15 protein-coding genes are annotated in these 17,482 nt (G+C 62.4%); 1 reads left to right on the forward strand and 14 read right to left on the reverse strand.

Features of this window, described 5'->3' with window-relative positions:
* Positions 1 to 62 precede the first annotated feature (62 nt).
* The 14 genes from purF to leuC all read right to left on the reverse strand — a co-directional run bounded on the left by purF (position 63) and on the right by leuC (position 16,414).
* The gene (gene purF / locus JN756_RS21795; RefSeq protein WP_017847690.1) at positions 63 to 1,568 is read right to left on the reverse strand and encodes an amidophosphoribosyltransferase; all 1,506 of its coding nucleotides are present in this window, start codon (positions 1,566 to 1,568) and stop codon (positions 63 to 65) included.
* A gap of 41 nt (positions 1,569 to 1,609) precedes the next feature.
* Complete coding sequence (locus JN756_RS21800) at positions 1,610 to 2,167, reverse strand: CvpA family protein (protein WP_057005681.1); 558 nt, start codon at positions 2,165 to 2,167, stop codon at positions 1,610 to 1,612.
* 257 nt (positions 2,168 to 2,424) lie between these two features.
* On the reverse strand, positions 2,425 to 3,078 hold the full coding sequence (locus tag JN756_RS21805; protein WP_169864893.1) for an SPOR domain-containing protein: 654 nt from the start codon (positions 3,076 to 3,078) through the stop codon (positions 2,425 to 2,427).
* Positions 3,062 to 4,369 carry a bifunctional tetrahydrofolate synthase/dihydrofolate synthase gene (folC, locus tag JN756_RS21810; RefSeq protein WP_108526337.1) on the reverse strand — a complete coding sequence of 436 codons (1,308 nt, stop codon included), beginning with the start codon at positions 4,367 to 4,369 and terminating at the stop codon, positions 3,062 to 3,064. Before folC ends, JN756_RS21805 begins: the two co-directional genes overlap by 17 nt.
* Positions 4,366 to 5,286, reverse strand: a complete 921-nt coding sequence (accD, locus tag JN756_RS21815) for an acetyl-CoA carboxylase, carboxyltransferase subunit beta (RefSeq protein ID WP_046382640.1) — start codon at positions 5,284 to 5,286, stop codon at positions 4,366 to 4,368. Before accD ends, folC begins: the two co-directional genes overlap by 4 nt.
* A 244-nt stretch (positions 5,287 to 5,530) precedes the next feature.
* Complete coding sequence (locus JN756_RS21820) at positions 5,531 to 6,163, reverse strand: phosphoribosylanthranilate isomerase (RefSeq protein WP_126589558.1); 633 nt, start codon at positions 6,161 to 6,163, stop codon at positions 5,531 to 5,533.
* A 64-nt stretch (positions 6,164 to 6,227) separates the two neighbouring features.
* Positions 6,228 to 7,052, reverse strand: coding sequence for a tRNA pseudouridine(38-40) synthase TruA (gene truA / locus JN756_RS21825; protein ID WP_046382638.1), 825 nt, complete (start codon positions 7,050 to 7,052; stop codon positions 6,228 to 6,230).
* Positions 7,053 to 7,210: 158 nt separating this feature from the next.
* The gene (locus JN756_RS21830; RefSeq protein WP_057005684.1) at positions 7,211 to 9,763 is read right to left on the reverse strand and encodes a FimV/HubP family polar landmark protein; all 2,553 of its coding nucleotides are present in this window, start codon (positions 9,761 to 9,763) and stop codon (positions 7,211 to 7,213) included.
* A gap of 162 nt (positions 9,764 to 9,925) precedes the next feature.
* Entirely contained in the window at positions 9,926 to 10,936 is a 1,011-nt protein-coding gene (locus JN756_RS21835; RefSeq protein WP_017847699.1) for an aspartate-semialdehyde dehydrogenase, read from the reverse strand.
* 175 nt (positions 10,937 to 11,111) lie between these two features.
* Complete coding sequence (gene asd, locus JN756_RS21840; RefSeq protein ID WP_017847701.1) at positions 11,112 to 12,224, reverse strand: aspartate-semialdehyde dehydrogenase; 1,113 nt, start codon at positions 12,222 to 12,224, stop codon at positions 11,112 to 11,114.
* A gap of 64 nt (positions 12,225 to 12,288) precedes the next feature.
* Positions 12,289 to 13,371, reverse strand: coding sequence for a 3-isopropylmalate dehydrogenase (leuB, locus tag JN756_RS21845; RefSeq protein WP_017847702.1), 1,083 nt, complete (start codon positions 13,369 to 13,371; stop codon positions 12,289 to 12,291).
* A gap of 52 nt (positions 13,372 to 13,423) precedes the next feature.
* Complete coding sequence (locus JN756_RS21850; protein ID WP_017847703.1) at positions 13,424 to 14,188, reverse strand: class I SAM-dependent methyltransferase; 765 nt, start codon at positions 14,186 to 14,188, stop codon at positions 13,424 to 13,426.
* A gap of 152 nt (positions 14,189 to 14,340) precedes the next feature.
* Positions 14,341 to 14,985, reverse strand: a complete 645-nt coding sequence (leuD, locus tag JN756_RS21855; RefSeq protein WP_046382635.1) for a 3-isopropylmalate dehydratase small subunit — start codon at positions 14,983 to 14,985, stop codon at positions 14,341 to 14,343.
* Positions 14,986 to 14,995: 10 nt separating this feature from the next.
* Positions 14,996 to 16,414: a 3-isopropylmalate dehydratase large subunit gene (leuC, locus tag JN756_RS21860; RefSeq protein WP_046382634.1), complete on the reverse strand. Its 1,419-nt coding sequence runs from the start codon at positions 16,412 to 16,414 to the stop codon at positions 14,996 to 14,998.
* Between the two features lie 147 nt (positions 16,415 to 16,561).
* On the opposite strand from leuC, the gene JN756_RS21865 reads away from it, so the two are divergent.
* On the forward strand, positions 16,562 to 17,452 hold the full coding sequence (locus JN756_RS21865) for a LysR family transcriptional regulator (RefSeq protein WP_017847706.1): 891 nt from the start codon (positions 16,562 to 16,564) through the stop codon (positions 17,450 to 17,452).
* The last annotated feature ends 30 nt before the right edge of the window (positions 17,453 to 17,482 follow it).

Here is a 17,482-nt window from a genome sequence, read left to right on the forward strand (position 1 = left end):
GCGACTCCTTACTCAATGCTTTGTTTAAGATACAAAACCGGCCCCTCAGGGCCGGTGTTTACTCAATTGTTGTACAGATCGATGATCGCACTGACCGCCTGGGTCTTGATCTTCGACGAGTCGTTACGCGCCTGCTCGATCTTGTTCAGGTAAGCCTCATCGACATCACCGGTCACGTATTTGCCGTCGAACACCGCGCAGTCGAACTGCTCGATCTTGATCTTGCCACCGCCGACCGCTTCGATCAGGTCGGAAAGGTCCTGATAGATCAGCCAATCGGCACCGATCAGGTCGGCTACGTCCTGGGTCGTGCGGTTGTGGGCGATCAGCTCGTGGGCACTCGGCATGTCGATGCCGTACACGTTCGGGTAACGCACGGCAGGCGCGGCGGAGCAGAAGTACACGTTCTTCGCGCCAGCTTCGCGGGCCATCTGGATGATCTGCTTGCAGGTGGTGCCACGCACGATGGAGTCATCCACCAGCATCACATTCTTGCCGCGGAATTCCAGTTCGATGGCGTTGAGCTTCTGACGTACCGACTTCTTGCGCGCCGCCTGGCCAGGCATGATGAACGTGCGGCCGATGTAGCGGTTCTTGACGAAGCCTTCACGGAACTTGACGCCCAAGTGGTTGGCCAGCTCCAGCGCAGCGGTACGGCTGGTGTCCGGGATCGGGATCACCACGTCGATATCGTGCTGAGGGCGCTCGCGCAGGATCTTGTCGGCCAGCTTCTCGCCCATGCGCAGGCGCGCCTTGTACACCGAAACGCCGTCGATGATCGAATCCGGACGCGCCAGGTAGACGTGTTCGAAGATGCACGGAGTGAGTTTCGGCGCAACAGCGCACTGACGGGTGTGCAACTTGCCATCTTCGGTGATGTACACCGCTTCGCCCGGTGCCAGGTCGCGGATCAGGGTGAAGCCCAGCACGTCCAGGGACACGCTTTCGGAGGCGATCATGTACTCGACGCCTTCATCGGTGTGACGCTGGCCGAACACGATCGGACGGATGCCGTGCGGGTCACGGAAACCGACGATGCCATAACCGGTGACCATCGCCACTACCGCGTAACCACCGACGCAACGGTTATGCACGTCGGTGACGGCGGCAAACACATCTTCTTCGGTCGGCTGCAGCTTGCCGCGCTGGGCCAGCTCGTGAGCGAACACGTTGAGCAGCACTTCCGAGTCAGAGTTGGTGTTGACGTGGCGCAGGTCAGATTCGTAAATCTCCTTGGCCAGCTGTTCAACGTTGGTCAGGTTACCGTTATGCGCCAGGGTGATGCCGTAAGGCGAGTTGACGTAAAACGGTTGAGCTTCGGCCGAGGTCGAGCTACCGGCAGTCGGGTAACGCACATGGCCAATGCCCATGTGCCCGACGAGGCGCTGCATGTGACGCTGATGGAACACGTCACGTACCAGACCATTGTCCTTGCGCAGGAATAACCGGCCGTCGTGGCTGGTCACAATACCGGCAGCGTCCTGGCCGCGGTGCTGGAGGACGGTTAGCGCGTCATACAGCGCCTGATTGACGTTCGACTTACCGACGATACCGACGATGCCACACATGCGACGCAACCCCTACTTAATGAATCTTGACTGAACACTGCTTACTGAGGCGTTTTGGCCGGTAAGAGGTGCTCCTTGAACGGAAGATCAGCGGGTATGCTGATCCCGCTGGCCAGCCACTGACTGCTCCACCCCAAAATGAGGTTCTTGGACCAATCTGCAACCAATAGAAATTTTGGCACGAGTACCGACTCCTGCCACCACGAATCCTGCTGTACTGGCCCCAGGCTCAACAGCCCGACCGCCACGACCACCAGCAACGCGCCACGCGCAGCGCCGAAGGCCATGCCAAGAAATCGATCGGTCCCGGAGAGGCCGGTGACACGTATCAACTCGCCAATAAGATAATTGACCATTGCTCCCACCAGCAGCGTGGCGATGAACATGATGGCGCAGCCCGCGATGACGCGAGCCGAAGGTGTCTCGATGTACCCGCTCAAGTAGACCGACAGCGAACCGCCGAACATCCAGGCGACGACTCCTGCAATGATCCAGGTCAGCAACGACAGTGCTTCTTTTACGAAGCCGCGGCTTAGACTGATCAAAGCGGAGATGGCGACGATTGCGACGATCGCCCAATCAACCCAGGTAAATGGCACGGTGCAGCCTACAGACGGATAAGGCGGCGCATTTTAGCAGAGCGCCGGGCTATCGGTAAGCTGTGATTGCGGGTGCTTTGCAAAACAATAGTTTGTGACGAGTTAAGCGCATTTCAAGGCCCGCACAAAACCAAAGTGGGAGGGGGCTAGCTCCCGATGGCGGTGGGTCAGTCAGCACAACCGATACTGATCGACCGCCATCGGGGGCAAGCCCCCTCCCACATTTGACTGCATTCCAAGCTGAAAGCGGCGTGAACTCAGCCGCGTTCAGGCTGGAAACGCACCACAAAACCGTTGAGATTCTGCTGACGCCCCAACAAATCGCGCAGGCGGTCCGCCTCGGCACGCTCGATCAACGGCCCGATAAACACGCGGTTCTTGCCATCGGCGCTGCGGATGTAAGCGTTGTAGCCCTGACTGCGCAGTTTTTTCTGCAAGGCCTCGGCGCTTTCGCGATTGGCCAGGCTGGCCAACTGGATCGACCAACTGATCGGCAGGCCATTCGGGTCGATGCGGCTCTGACCCACGTCCGGTTTGCCCGGCGCGGCAGGCTGCGGCACGACCGGCTTGGGGGCAGGCGCTGGCGTGGCAGGCTTGGCAGCGACGGCAGGCGCCGGCTTGACCACAGGCACACTCGGCTGCACCGGCATCGAAGGGGCCGGCTGCGCGGCCAGCTCCTCATCGGCCGGCACCGGCTCTTCTTCAGGCAATGCCTGCGGCTCAGGCACCACCACCGGCTCAACCTGCACCTGAGGCACGACCGGCGCCTGGGGCGCTGCCGGGGCCTCAACGACCACCTGGCGCTGTTCGTCCTGACGGGAAAACAGCATCGGCAGGAAAATCACCGCCAAGGCCACCAGCACCAGGGCTCCGACCATCCGCTGCTTGTATGCGCTATCCAGTAATGCCATGTGCAGCTTCCTCCGTGGAGCGCCGGGCCAACCATTCGAGCGCCTCGGCAACACAATAAAATGACCCGAACAACAGAATCTCATCCTCGGGCGTGGCAACCGCACACTGCGCTTCAAGGGCCGCAGTGACACTTGCATACGACGCCACGCGCGCACCAAGGTTCTGCAGGGCCGCCTCAAGCTCCGCGGCCGGACGGCTGCGCGGCGTGTCCAGGGGCGCCACGGCCCAGGCCTGGACATTCCCCAGCAACGGCGTCACTACGCCCTCCAGATCCTTGTCGGCCAGCAAGCCGAACACCGCCAGGCGGCGACCGACCGGCGCTATACGCGACAGGCGTTGCGCGAGGTATTCGGCGGCGTGGGGGTTGTGCCCCACATCCAGCAGCAGGTTCAGGCGCTTGCCCTGCCAATCGAAGGCACGGCGATCGAGACGCCCGACGATCCGCGTCGCCAGCAATGTACGAGCAATCTGCGCAGGATTCCACGGCAGATCCAATAGCAGATAGGCTTGCAGGGCGAGCGCGGCGTTTTCCATCGGCAGGTTCAGCAGCGGCAGGTCATGCAACGCCACGAGCTGGCCGCGCGCATCACGCCCGCGCCACTGCCAATGCTCAGCACCGACCTCAAGATTGAACTCACGCCCGCGCAGGAAGAATGGGCAATCCAGCTCCCGCACCCGGTCGAGCAACGTCTGCGGCGGGTCCAGATCACCGCACAGCGCAGGCTTGCCCTGGCGGAAGATGCCGGCCTTTTCATAGGCCACGGATTCACGGGTATCGCCCAGGTAGTCGACATGGTCGACACCGATGCTGGTGACCAGCGCCAGGTCGGCATCCACCACGTTGACCGTATCCAGGCGCCCGCCCAGGCCCACTTCAAGCACGACCACGTCCAGGCGCGCCCGTTCGAACAGCCAGAGCGCCGCCAGAGTACCCATCTCGAAGTACGTCAGGGAAATCTCACCGCGCCCGGCATCGAGCGCGGCGAAGGCTTCGCAGAGCTGCTCGTCAGTGGCTTCCACACCATTGAGTTGCACCCGCTCGTTGTAGCGCAGCAGGTGCGGCGAGCTGTACACGCCGACCTTCAGGCCTTGGGCCTGCAGCAGCGCTGCGACAAAGGCACAGGTCGAGCCCTTGCCGTTGGTCCCCGTCACCGTGATCACTCGCGGCGCCGGGCGGCCCAACCCGAGGCGGGCCGCTACCTGTTGCGAGCGCTCCAGGCCCATGTCGATGGCGGACGGATGCAACTGCTCAAGGTAGGCGAGCCATTCGCCCAGGGTACGTTGGGTCATAGGTTTGCAGGCACCGGCGGCACGACGATCGGCTCAACCTTCGGCGCGATGTAGACCGGCGTCGGCAGGCCCATCATTTGCGCGAGCAGGCTACCCAGGCGTGGACGCAACTCGCCACGGGCGATGATCATGTCGATCGCACCGTGCTCCAGCAGGAATTCGCTGCGTTGGAAGCCTTCCGGCAGTTTTTCGCGAACGGTCTGCTCGATCACACGCGGGCCGGCAAAGCCGATCAGGGCCTTGGGCTCGCCGACGATCACGTCGCCCAGCATCGCCAGGCTGGCGGAAACACCGCCGTACACCGGATCGGTCAGCACGGAGATGAACGGAATGCCCTCTTCCCGCAGACGCGCCAGCACCGCGGAGGTCTTGGCCATTTGCATCAGGGAGATCAGGGCTTCCTGCATGCGCGCACCACCGGAGGCTGCGAAGCAGATCATCGGGCAGCGGTTTTCCAGGGCATAGTTGGCGGCGCGCACGAAACGCTCGCCGACGATGGCACCCATGGAACCGCCCATGAAGGAGAACTCAAACGCCGACACCACGACCGGCATGCCCAGCAGCTTGCCGCTGACCGAAATCAGCGCGTCTTTCTCACCGGTCTGCTTCTGTGCAGCGGTCAGGCGGTCCTTGTACTTCTTGCCGTCGCGGAACTTGAGGCGGTCAACCGGCTCCAGGTCCGCGCCCAGCTCGTTACGGCCGTCGGCGTCGAGGAAAATGTCGATGCGCGCGCGAGCGCCGATACGCATGTGGTGGTTGCACTTAGGGCAAACGTCCAGGGTCTTTTCCAGCTCCGGGCGGTACAACACCGCGTCGCAGGATGGGCATTTGTGCCACAGACCTTCAGGAACCGAGCTTTTTTTCACCTCGGAACGCATGATCGAAGGGATCAGTTTGTCTACTAACCAGTTGCTCATGCTTTCTTTCTCCAGTACCGGTGGCTTGAACACAGCCCCGCGTATGCCCTTGAGCTAAATTCATATGTGGCGATGACACATGCAGGACGGGGTCAGACGTTCGACCAGCCATTTCCCGCATGTTTCCTCAGCCTTCCAGACAACCTGCCCGTGCAGGGTTGCCACTTCATTTCCGGGCCTCCCGCAGGTGGCACCGGGCTGTTTTACACAGTGGTAGTTATGGACGGCGGCAGACTGCCAGCCGTCACATCACGCCATCGCTGTTGCGCACAGCCTGCATGAATGCGCGAATCTTGCCGTGGTCCTTGATGCCCTTGCCCTGCTCTACCCCACCGCTGACATCCACGGCATACGGCCGGACCTGCTCGATCGCCGCCGCGACATTGGCGGGGGTAAGCCCGCCGGCCAGGATGATCGGTTTGCTCAACCCCTCGGGGATCAGCGACCAATCGAAGGCTTCGCCGGTGCCGCCGGGTACGCCTTCGACGTAGGTGTCCAGCAGTATCCCGCGCGCGCCGGTGTAGGCGGCGCAAGCGCTGGCGATGTCATCCCCAGCCTTGACTCTCAACGCCTTGATATACGGACGCTGGTAGCTTTCGCATTCGTCAGGGCTTTCATCGCCGTGAAACTGCAACATGTCCAGTTGCACGGCATCCAGGGTTTCGTTGAGTTCGCAGCGGCTGGCATTGACGAACAAGCCCACGGTGGTCACGAACGGCGGCAGTGCGGCGATGATCGCCCGCGCCTGCAGCACATTCACCGCCCGCGGGCTCTTGGCATAAAACACGAAACCGATGGCATCCGCCCCCGCTTCGACTGCCGCCAGCGCGTCTTCTATGCGGGTAATCCCACAAATCTTGCTGCGAACGGCTGACATGTCGTGGAAACCTCAGGGGTTGAACCGAGAAAGTCCCGGATGGTAACAAAAGCTTTTCCGGGCGTCAGCCGCCAAGTTCGCTGAAACCTGTGAGGAAGTGTGGCCCGATGAAGCGCTGCGGCAGCTCGAACTCGTCGCGGTACTCCACTTCCACCAGATACAGGCCAAACGGATGCGCCGTGACGCCGCCGGTCCGCCGAATACGGCTTTCCAGTACTTCCCTGGCCCACTCCACCGGGCGCTCGCCGGTGCCGATGGTCATCAACACACCGGCAATGTTGCGCACCATATGGTGCAGGAACGCTCCGGCGCGGATATCCAGCACGATCATCTTGCCGTGACGCGTCACCCGCAAGTGATGGACTTCCTTGATCGGTGACTTGGCCTGGCACTGGCCGGCACGGAACGCGCTGAAATCGTGGACGCCAACCAGATGCTGCGCGGCTTCGGCCATGCGCTCGGCATCCAGCGGGCGGTGGTTCCAGGTGATTTCTTCGTTGAGGTGCGCCGGGCGGATCTGATCGTTGTAGATCACATAGCGGTAACGCCGGGCGATCGCCTTGAAGCGCGCATGAAAGTGCGCCGGCATGACCTTGGCCCAACTGACACTGACGTCATGGGGCAAATTGATATTAGCGCCCATCACCCACGCTTTCATCGAGCGCTCGGCCTGGGTGTCGAAGTGAACCACCTGGCCGCAGGCGTGGACGCCCGCGTCGGTACGCCCGGCGCACATCAGCGATACCGGCGAGTCGGCGACTCTGGACAGGGCCTTTTCCAGGGTTTCCTGCACCGTCAGCACGCCGGACGCCTGGCGCTGCCAGCCGCAATAGCGCGAACCTTTGTATTCCACGCCCAGGGCGATGCGGTAAAAGCCTGCAGCCGCCATTTCGGCAGCCGGGTTATCTATATTTGCCAAGAACTGAGAGCCTGATGAGTTGCGCAAAGGCGGGCATTATAAGGCGCTGCGCCCCAGACGCCATGTGTTTGGTACCGGCAATGCAAAACGGCGGCCCGAAGGCCGCCGTCTGGGTCATCCCGTGGCGATTACACCAGTCGGCCAAGCATTTCCTTGGCCTCGCCGCGCTGGGTTTCATCGCCCTCGGTCAGCACTTCGGAAAGGATATCCCGCGCGCCGTCCGTATCGCCCATGTCGATATAGGCCTGGGCCAAATCCAGCTTGGTTGCGACCTCATCGGTGCCGGAGAGGAAGTCGACCTCCGGTTCGTCACCGCCCAGCGCCGCATCTTCGGCGGTGAAGGACGGCTCGATCGGCGGGTTTTCCAGGCTCTGGGACAGACGATCGAGCTCGGCGTTGACGTCATCCAGCTCCGAGGCGAACGCATCGGGTTTGGCCGCCGGGGCGTCCGGCTCGTCAGCCAGGGACAGGTCGAAGTCTTCCGGCAGGTCGAGGTCGTCCAGGGCGGCCGGGGTCAGGGTCGGCGGTTCGACCGGCGACACGTCCTTCATCTGATCTTCAAGCCCCGAAAGGAAGTCGTCATCGGACTGGGACGCCGGCGGGTCCAGTTGCAGGTCGAGGTCAAAGTCCGACAGATCTTCCGGGCTTGGCTTGGCATCGGTCTGTTGCTGCAGCAGCGCTTCGAAGGTCTGCTGATCGGTCTTGTCCAACGCCGCTGGCGAAGCCGCCTCCAGCTCGTCCAGACTCAGATCGAAATCAGTATCGAACGGCTCCGCTTCTGCCGTCGCTTGCGGCGCGGCGGCCGGCTTGTCTTCCAGCAGATCCTTGACGTATTGAGCGTCCATCGCGGCGGCGGCCACGGCGGCACTCACTCCCGCCGCCAACACGGCCATGGCCGGGAAGCGCGACTTGAGCTGCTCGACCTGGGCATGGTTTTCACCATTGGCCACCAACTGACGCTCCTGGACGACAAAACCGTCCTTGTCGTTCTGCAGGCCGTAGACTTCCATCAGCTTCAAGCGCAGGTCGCTGCGCTTGGGTTCGTACTTGATGGCTTGTTCCAGCACATCGGCCGCCTGGTTCAAGTGACCGCGGTCGATATGGGATTGGGCCTGGACCAGCGCATCATTGGTGTTTTCCGGCGCTACGGCGCCAGCCAGTGGCGCAAGCACCGAGGCCGCGCTTGGTGCCGCTGCCGGCGCGACCACAGGTGCCGGCGCAGGCGCAGGCGCGGCGGTCAACGTCACGTTCGGTGCCGGTACTTCCAGGCCAGCGAAGCTGTCCGGTGGCAGATCAAGGTCGATGTTCGAAGCGAATTCCGGCTCTTCGGACAGGGCCCGCGCCATGCGCAGGTGCTTTTCTTCTGCGCGACGGGCATTGCGATGACGCGCCCACAGCAACAGGAGCAACAACGCCACCACGCCGGCCGCGCCGCCGATGACGCCAAGCACAATCGGGTTGGTCAGCAGTTCGTTGAATTTGTCTTCGCTGGTCGCAGGCACGGCGTCGGGCTTGATCGGCTCGGCCACCGGGGTCGCGGTGGCGGCCGGCTCAGCGGGCGCGACTGCAGCGGCCGGCGGCTCACCTGCCAACTGCGCGGGCATGACCGCAGTCGCCGGGGTTGCCGGGGCGCCTTTTTCAGCCTGCAACCTGGCCAGTTGATCGTTTTTCAGCTGGATCAGCTTTTGCAGCTTGTCCAATTGGCTCTGTAGGTCTGCGGCGCGGCTTTTCAGTTCTTCGTTGTCACGGCGGGTGGTGTCGAGCTGTTCCCGGGCCATCGCCAGCTTGTCGCTCAGGGCCTGGCCATCACCCGCCTTGCCCTTCGCGCCCTTCTTGGCGGAGTCGGCCGAAACCAGACTCAAGTTGTCCTTGGCGTTGGTGCTCGCCGGTGCATTGCCAGCCTGGGTGCGCTTGGTGGCGTCCAGTTGTTGCTTACCGGCCGTCTGATGGGGCGCGGCACGGCGGCCCTGGCGCCAGGCGACGTTCTGCGCGGTCACTTCGGCAATGGCCTTGGGCTGCGGTAACGCCGTGCTTTGTACGGTATCCGGCAGGCGCAGCACATGGCCGGTTTTCAGACGGTTGATGTTGCCGCCGATAAAAGCGTCAGGGTTGAGTGCCTGGATCGCCAGCATGGTCTGCTGCACAGAAGCGCCATTACGGTGCTTCTCGGCGATTTCCCACAGCGTGTCACGGGCCGTGGTGGTGTGCTGGGCCGGCACGCTCAACGCGGGCGCGCTCAAACGCGGCGTGGCTGCGCTGTTGGTCGGCGTCGACTGGTCGAACTTGGCCGGGTCGAGCAGCACGCTGTAGTCACGCATCAAGCGGCCATTGGGCCATTGCACTTGCAGCAGGAACCGCACGTAGGCATCAGGCAACGGCTTGCTGGACGTGACACGCACCACACTGCGCCCGGCCGGGTTGATCACCGGGGTGAACGTCAGGTCATTGAGGAACGCCTGGCGATCGACGCCGGCATCGACAAACGCCTGGGACGACGCCAGGCTCGGGGTGATCTCGGAGGCCGTGAGGCCGCCGACGTCGAGCAATTCGATTTCCACCGACAACGGCTGGTTCAACTTCGACTTGAGGGTCATCTCCCCCAGCTGCAGCGCCTGCGCCATACCGGAGGACAGCGCCGAGGCGGCCGCTATTGCTAACACCAGTTTGCGAACTTGAACCATAGCCTCATCCTTTGTTTGAACACTCCCCGGCCTGCGAGAAGGTTGGTAACCGTTGCCATAAGGCACGGCGAGCCGATAGGTCACCGACACGCAACTGTTCCTGCTTGGGGCCAAGCATAGCGCCTGGTTAGAATCAATCTACAAATTGCCGCCAAGTATCTTTTACACAAGGCCTTTTATCAACAACTGCGCCAGCTGCACCGCATTCAGCGCGGCGCCTTTACGCACGTTATCTGACGTCAACCACAGATTTAGTTCCGCCGGATCGTCCACCCCCGCACGCACTCGTCCGACGTAGACTACATCCTGGCCGACGGCATCACCCACGGCTGTCGGGTAATCCCCCTCCTCCACCCGCTCGATACCCGCTGCGGCGTCGAGCGCACGGTTGACGGCGGCAAGGTCGACCGGCGAACCCAATTGCAATGACACAGTCAAGCTATCGCCAAAAAACACCGGGGCTTGAACGCAAGTCGCAGAAATCTTTAGTAAAGGAGTTTCCAGCACAGCGCGCAGTTCGTGTACGAGACGTTTCTCCAGCGCTGTATGACCTTGGGCGTCCGGCGTGCCGACTTGTGCCAACAGGTTGAATGCCATCTGCCGATCAAAGAACTTGGGCTCCAGCGGGCGCACATTCAACAACTCGGCGGTTTGGCGCGCCAGCTCGCTGACCGCTTCACGGCCCTGGGCAGACACCGCCAGATTGGCGGTAACGCTGACACGCTGGATATCCAGAATCCCACGCAGCGGCGCCAGCACCACCGCGAGGTTGGTCGCGGACGGGCTCGGGCTGCCGAGCTGGAACGGCTTTTTCAAGCCCTCCAGCACATGGGCATTGGCTTCCGGCACCACCTGAGGCGCTTGCGCGGCCGGCAATGCGCCCGACAAATCGATCACCGAACAGCCGGCCGCCGTGGCGCGTGGGGCGAAGCTCAGGGTCACCGCCGGGCCGGCGGCGAAAAACGCCAGCTGCGCCTTGCTGAAGTCAAACTCATCGACTTCCCGCACGCGCACGTTCTTGCCACGGAACGGCACCGACGCGCCCGCGGAGTTGCTGCCCGCCAGCAGGTACAGGGTGCCCACCGGGAAAGCCAGCTCTTCGAGGATCTGCACCAGGGTTTCACCGACGGTGCCGGTGGCGCCGATCACGGCGATATCAAAGGTCTGGGTCATGGGAGCTGCCTCGGGCATTGCGGGGGGAGCGGCACTTTACCGGGTGGTGGGGGGTGAGGCAATTGGGCTGGGCCTTGCGGTGCGACGATTCGACTTGCTCCCGATGCCTTCCTGAAAGCCAACAAAAAACCCGCGCCTGTCACCAGTCGCGGGTTTTTCTTAGTGCCTCAAGCGATCAACGCTCCAGCAGAATCCGCAGCATGCGCCGCAGCGGTTCGGCCGCGCCCCACAGCAACTGGTCGCCGACGGTGAACGCGCCCAGGTACTGGGTGCCCATGTTCAGCTTGCGCAGACGCCCCACCGGAACATTCAGGGTGCCGGTAACCTTGGTCGGGCTCAGCTCCTGCATGCTGATTTCGCGGCTGTTCGGCACCAGCTTGACCCAAGGATTGTGCTGGCTGATCAGCCCTTCGATATCGGCGATCGGCACGTCTTTGTTCAGCTTGATGGTCAGCGCCTGGCTGTGGCAGCGCATGGCGCCGATACGCACGCAGATGCCGTCCACCGGGATCGGGCTCTTGAAGCGACCGAGGATCTTGTTGGTCTCGGCCTGGGCCTTCCACTCTTCACGGCTCTGCCCGTTCGGCAGTTCCTTGTCGATCCACGGGATCAGGCTACCGGCCAACGGCACGCCGAAGTTCTCGGTCGGGTAAGCGTCGCTGCGCATGGCTTCGGCCACACGGCGGTCGATGTCGAGGATCGCGCTGGCCGGGTCGGCCAGTTGATCGGCGACCGCCGCGTGGGTCGCGCCCATCTGCTTGATCAGTTCGCGCATGTTCTGCGCGCCGGCGCCGGACGCCGCCTGATAAGTCATGGCGCTCATCCACTCGACCAGGCCGGCTTCGAACAAGCCGCCCAGGCCCATCAGCATCAGGCTGACGGTGCAGTTGCCGCCGATATAGTTCTTGGTGCCAGCGTCGAGTTGCTGGTCGATGACCTTGCGGTTGACCGGGTCGAGCACGATCACCGCATCGTCCTGCATGCGCAGGCTGGACGCGGCATCGATCCAGTAACCCTGCCAGCCGGCTTCGCGCAGCTTGGGGAACACTTCGCTGGTGTAGTCGCCGCCCTGGCAGGTCAGAATCACATCGAGGGTTTTCAGCTCTTCAATGCTGTAGGCGTCCTTGAGCGGCGCAATATCCTTGCCCACGGACGGCCCTTGGCCACCCACGTTCGAAGTGGTGAAAAACACCGGCTCAATAAGATCGAAATCCTGCTCTTCCAGCATCCGCTGCATGAGCACGGAACCGACCATACCGCGCCAACCGATCAGACCTACACGTTTCATCGCAACTACACCTTGTTAAAAAGTGGGCCGACTTGCAGCAACAACTGCAAGCGGGCCCGAGAGATTACAGATTCCGCAACGCGGCGACTACTGCGTCGCCCATTTCTTGCGTACCGACTTTGGTGCAACCCTGCGACCAGATGTCTCCGGTGCGCAAGCCCTGGTCCAACACCAGGCTCACGGCCTTCTCGATGGCATCCGCCGCGTCGCCCAGGTTGAAGCTGTAACGCAGCATCATCGACACCGACAAAATGGTCGCCAGCGGGTTGGCGATGCCAAGGCCTGCGATGTCTGGCGCCGAACCGTGGCACGGCTCGTACATGCCCTTGTTGTTAGTGTCCAGGGACGCCGACGGCAGCATGCCGATGGAACCGGTGAGCATCGACGCCTGGTCGGACAGGATGTCGCCGAACAGGTTGTCGGTGACGATCACGTCGAACTGCTTCGGCGCGCGCACCAGTTGCATGGCGGCGTTGTCGACGTACATGTGGCTGAGTTCGACGTCCGGGTAGTCCTTGGCGACTTCTTCGACGATTTCGCGCCACAGCTGGCTGGAGGCCAGGACGTTGGCCTTATCGACCGAGCAGATCTTCTTGCTACGCACGCGGGCCATGTCGAAACCGACCCGGGCGATACGGCGGATTTCGCTCTCGCTGTACGGCAGGGTGTCGTAGGCCTGGCGCTCGCCATTCGGCAGTTCGCGCACACCGCGCGGCGAGCCGAAGTAGATACCGCCGGTCAGCTCGCGAACGATCAGGATATCCAGGCCCGCCACCACTTCCGGCTTGAGGCTCGACGCGTCGGCCAGTTGCGGGTAGAGGATTGCCGGGCGCAGGTTGCCGAACAGGCCCAGTTGCGCGCGAATCTTCAGCAGGCCGCGCTCAGGGCGGATGTCACGCTCGATCTTGTCCCATTTCGGGCCACCCACGGCGCCGAGCAACACGGCGTCGGCCGCACGGGCGCGGTCCAGGGTCTCGTCGGCCAGGGGCACGCCGTGCTTGTCGATGGCCGCGCCGCCGATCACGTCGTGGCTCAATTCGAAGCCCAGGTTGTACTTGGTGTTGGCCAGTTCCAGGACTTTGACCGCTTCGGCCATGATTTCCGGACCAATACCGTCGCCTGGGAGAATCAGAATCTGCTTGCTCATGCGTTCCTCATTTCATCATGCGACCCGCCCTGGGGCAGGTCGGGAAAAATACTCAGCGTTCGGCCCAAACCACCAGCACGTCGGTGCTGAAGGTGCCGTCGGCTTGAATTTCGTAATAATCGCGGACTTCCTGGCCCATTGCCTGTTGCAGCTCAAGGATCGCCGCACGCAAAGGCGCTGGCGTACGCATGCGCTCGACCCACGAGGTGTATTCCAGGCGCAGGCGCTGGCGGCTGCTGTTGCGCACATGCAGACCGGCTTCGCTGAGCTGGCGCATCCATTCGGCGGCGGAGTAATCGCGCACGTGGCTGGTGTCGCGCAGCACTTCGACGGTTTGCAGGTAAGTGTCCAACAGCGGGCTGCCCGGTGACAAGACATCGACAAACGCCGCCACGCCACCCGGCTTGAGCACCCGGCGCACTTCGCGCAGGGCCAGGCCGAGGTCGCTCCAATGGTGCGCCGAATAGCGGCTGAACACGAAGTCGAATTCGCCATCGGCGAACGGCAAGCGCTCAGCAGCGCCGTGGACCGTGCGGATATTGCCCAGGCCACGGTCTGCGGCAGCGGCGGCGACCACGTCGAGCATCTGCTGCGACAGGTCGTAGGCCACCACTTCTTTTACCAGCGGCGCCACATGGAAACTGACATGACCGGCGCCGCAGCCCAGATCCAGCAGTCGCGCAGCGCCGTGCCCGGCCAGTTCGGCCTGGAGCAGCGCAAATTCAGTACCTTGGGCGTGTACGGCACTGCTCAGGTAGGCCGAGGCCTGTTCACCGAATTGTTTTTGCACGACTTGGGTGTGGGCGGTGTGGGTCATGGGAGTTTCCTCAATGGGCCTCGCGGTGTTTGTTCTGGCCCCATCGGGGGCAAGTCGAATCGTCGCACCGCCCCTCCCACATTTGAAGGTGTTCACACATCAAAATGTGGGAGGGGCTTGCTCCCGATGGCGGCGGTCCTGCCTACATCACATCAAGCGTCGCGAAACAACCAAGGCTGGCTGGCCCGGTGCTTGGTTTCAAACGCGGCAATCGCATCGCCGTCCTGCAAGGTCAGGCCGATGTCGTCCAGGCCGTTGAGCAGGCAGTGCTTGCGGAAGGCATCCACTTCAAAGTGGTACACCTTGCCGTCCGGACGGGTCACGGTCTGCGCGGCGAGGTCGACGGTCAGTTCGTAGCCGGGGTTGGCTTCCACTTGCTTGAACAGTTCATCCACTTCGGCATCGCTCAAGATGATCGGCAGCAAGCCGTTCTTGAAGCTGTTGTTGAAGAAGATGTCGGCGTAGCTCGGCGCGATGATGCTGCGAAAGCCATATTCTTCCAGGGCCCACGGCGCGTGTTCGCGGCTGGAGCCGCAGCCGAAGTTTTCCCGCGCCAGCAGCACGCTGGCACCCTGGTAACGTTCGGCGTTGAGCACGAAGTCCTTGTTCAGCGGGCGCTTGGAGTTGTCCTGGTAGGCGTAGCCCACGTCCAGGTAGCGCCACTCGTCGAACAGGTTGGGGCCGAAACCGGTGCGCTTGATCGACTTCAAGAACTGCTTGGGGATGATCTGGTCAGTGTCCACGTTGGCACGGTCCAACGGCGCGACAAGACCAGTGTGTTGGGTAAAAGCTCTCATCGGGTATTCCTCAGATCAATTCGCGAACGTCGATGAAACGACCGTTGACGGCAGCGGCGGCGGCCATGGCCGGGCTCACCAGGTGAGTACGCCCACCGGCGCCCTGACGCCCTTCGAAGTTACGGTTGGAGGTCGACGCGCAATGCTCGCCGGACTCCAAGCGGTCCGGGTTCATCGCCAGGCACATGGAGCAGCCCGGTTCACGCCATTCAAAACCGGCTTCGAGGAAGATCTTGTCCAGGCCTTCCGCTTCGGCCTGGGCCTTCACCAGGCCCGAACCCGGCACCACGATGGCCTGCTTGATGGTCGAGGCGACTTTGCGGCCCTTGGCGATCACTGCCGCGGCGCGCAGGTCTTCGATCCGCGAGTTGGTGCAGGAACCGATGAACACGCGATCCAACTGAATGTCGGTGATCGCCTGGTTGGCTTTCAAGCCCATGTACTTCAAGGCGCGCTCGATGGAACCGCGCTTGACCAGGTCGGCTTCCTTGGCCGGGTCCGGCACGTTCTGGTCGACGGCCAAGACCATTTCCGGCGAGGTGCCCCAACTGACTTGCGGCTTGATCTGGCTGGCGTCCAGTTCCACCACGGTGTCGAACACGGCATCGGCGTCGGAGACCAGGTCTTTCCAGGCCTCAACGGCGGCATCCCAGTCGGCGCCTTTGGGGGCGAACGGACGGCCTTTGACGTACTCGACGGTTTTTTCGTCCGCCGCCACCATGCCCACGCGGGCACCGGCTTCGATGGACATGTTGCAGATGGTCATGCGGCCTTCGATGGACAGGTCGCGAATGGCGCTGCCGGCGAATTCGATGGCATGGCCGTTACCGCCGGCGGTGCCGATCTTGCCGATCACGGCGAGCACGATGTCCTTGGCGGTCACACCGAAAGGCAATTGGCCTTCGACGCGCACCAGCATGTTCTTCATTTTCTTGGCGACCAGGCACTGGGTGGCGAACACATGTTCCACCTCCGAGGTGCCGATGCCATGGGCCAGGGCGCCGAACGCGCCGTGGGTGGAGGTGTGGGAGTCACCGCAGACCACGGTCATGCCGGGCAAGGTCGCGCCCTGCTCCGGGCCGATCACGTGGACGATGCCTTGGCGCACGTCATTCATCTTGAATTCGGTGATGCCGTATTCGTCGCAGTAGTCGTCGAGAGTCTGCACCTGCAAACGCGACACGGTGTCGACAATGGCGTCGATCCCGCCCTTGCGCTCCGGGGTGGTCGGCACGTTGTGATCCGGGGTGGCGATGATCGAGTCGACGCGCCAAGGCTTGCGCCCGGCCAGCCGCAGGCCTTCGAACGCTTGGGGCGAGGTCACTTCATGGATGATGTGACGGTCGATATAGATCAGCGACGAGCCATCGTCGCGCCGTTTCACTTCATGGGAATCCCAAAGCTTGTCGTAAAGCGTTTTGCCGGCCATCAGTCGGTCCTCATCAGCGGTCTTTCTATGCCCCGGGTCTTGAGACATTCAATAACCCTTTGGCTTGTGAGGCTGATGGTATGGCGCTACATTAAATAACTCAAATTCATATTTTTTATGCTTTGGATTACCAACTGGAATACCACAATGGACCTGGCCAACCTCAATGCTTTTATTGCCATCGCCGAGACCGGCAGCTTCTCCGGCGCCGGTGAGCGCCTGCACCTGACCCAACCGGCCATCAGCAAACGCATTGCCGGCCTCGAGCAGCAACTGAAGGTGCGCCTGTTCGATCGCCTGGGCCGTGAAGTCGGCTTGACCGAAGCCGGGCGCGCCCTGCTGCCGCGCGCCTATCAGATTCTCAACGTCCTGGACGACACCCGGCGCGCCCTCACCAACCTCACCGGTGAAGTCAGCGGGCGCCTCACATTGGCCACCAGCCACCACATCGGCCTGCATCGCCTGCCGCCGATCCTGCGCACCTTTACCCGGCAATACCCCAACGTGGCGCTGGATATTCAGTTTCTCGACTCGGAAGTGGCCTACGAAGAGATCCTGCATGGCCGCGCCGAAGTGGCGGTGATCACTCTGGCGCCCGAGCCGCACAACCTGGTGCGCGCCACCCCGGTGTGGGACGACCCGCTGGATTTCGTGGTGGCGCCGGAGCACAGCCTGACCCGCAACGGCTCGGTCACCCTGGCGGACATCGCCGGGCACCCGGCGGTTTTCCCCGGCGGCAACACCTTTACCCATCACATTGTCAGCCGTCTGTTCGAGGCCCAGGGCCTCACGCCGAACATCGCGATGAGCACGAACTATCTGGAAACCATCAAAATGATGGTGTCCATCGGCTTGGCGTGGAGCGTATTACCGCGCACCATGCTCGACGATCAGGTGACAAGTATCGCTTTGCCGGGCATACAACTCAGTCGCCAGCTAGGCTATATCGTGCATACCGAAAGGACGCTGTCGAACGCTGCGCGGGCTTTTATGAGCCTCTTGGATGCACAGGTCGAGCTGCCAGGGACACCGGCATGAAGCTGTGCGGCCTCAAGGCCTGAATAAAAC

It is taken from the genome of Pseudomonas sp. Y39-6, assembly GCF_023651955.1.
Taxonomy (GTDB): Bacteria; Pseudomonadota; Gammaproteobacteria; order Pseudomonadales; family Pseudomonadaceae; genus Aquipseudomonas; species Aquipseudomonas veronii.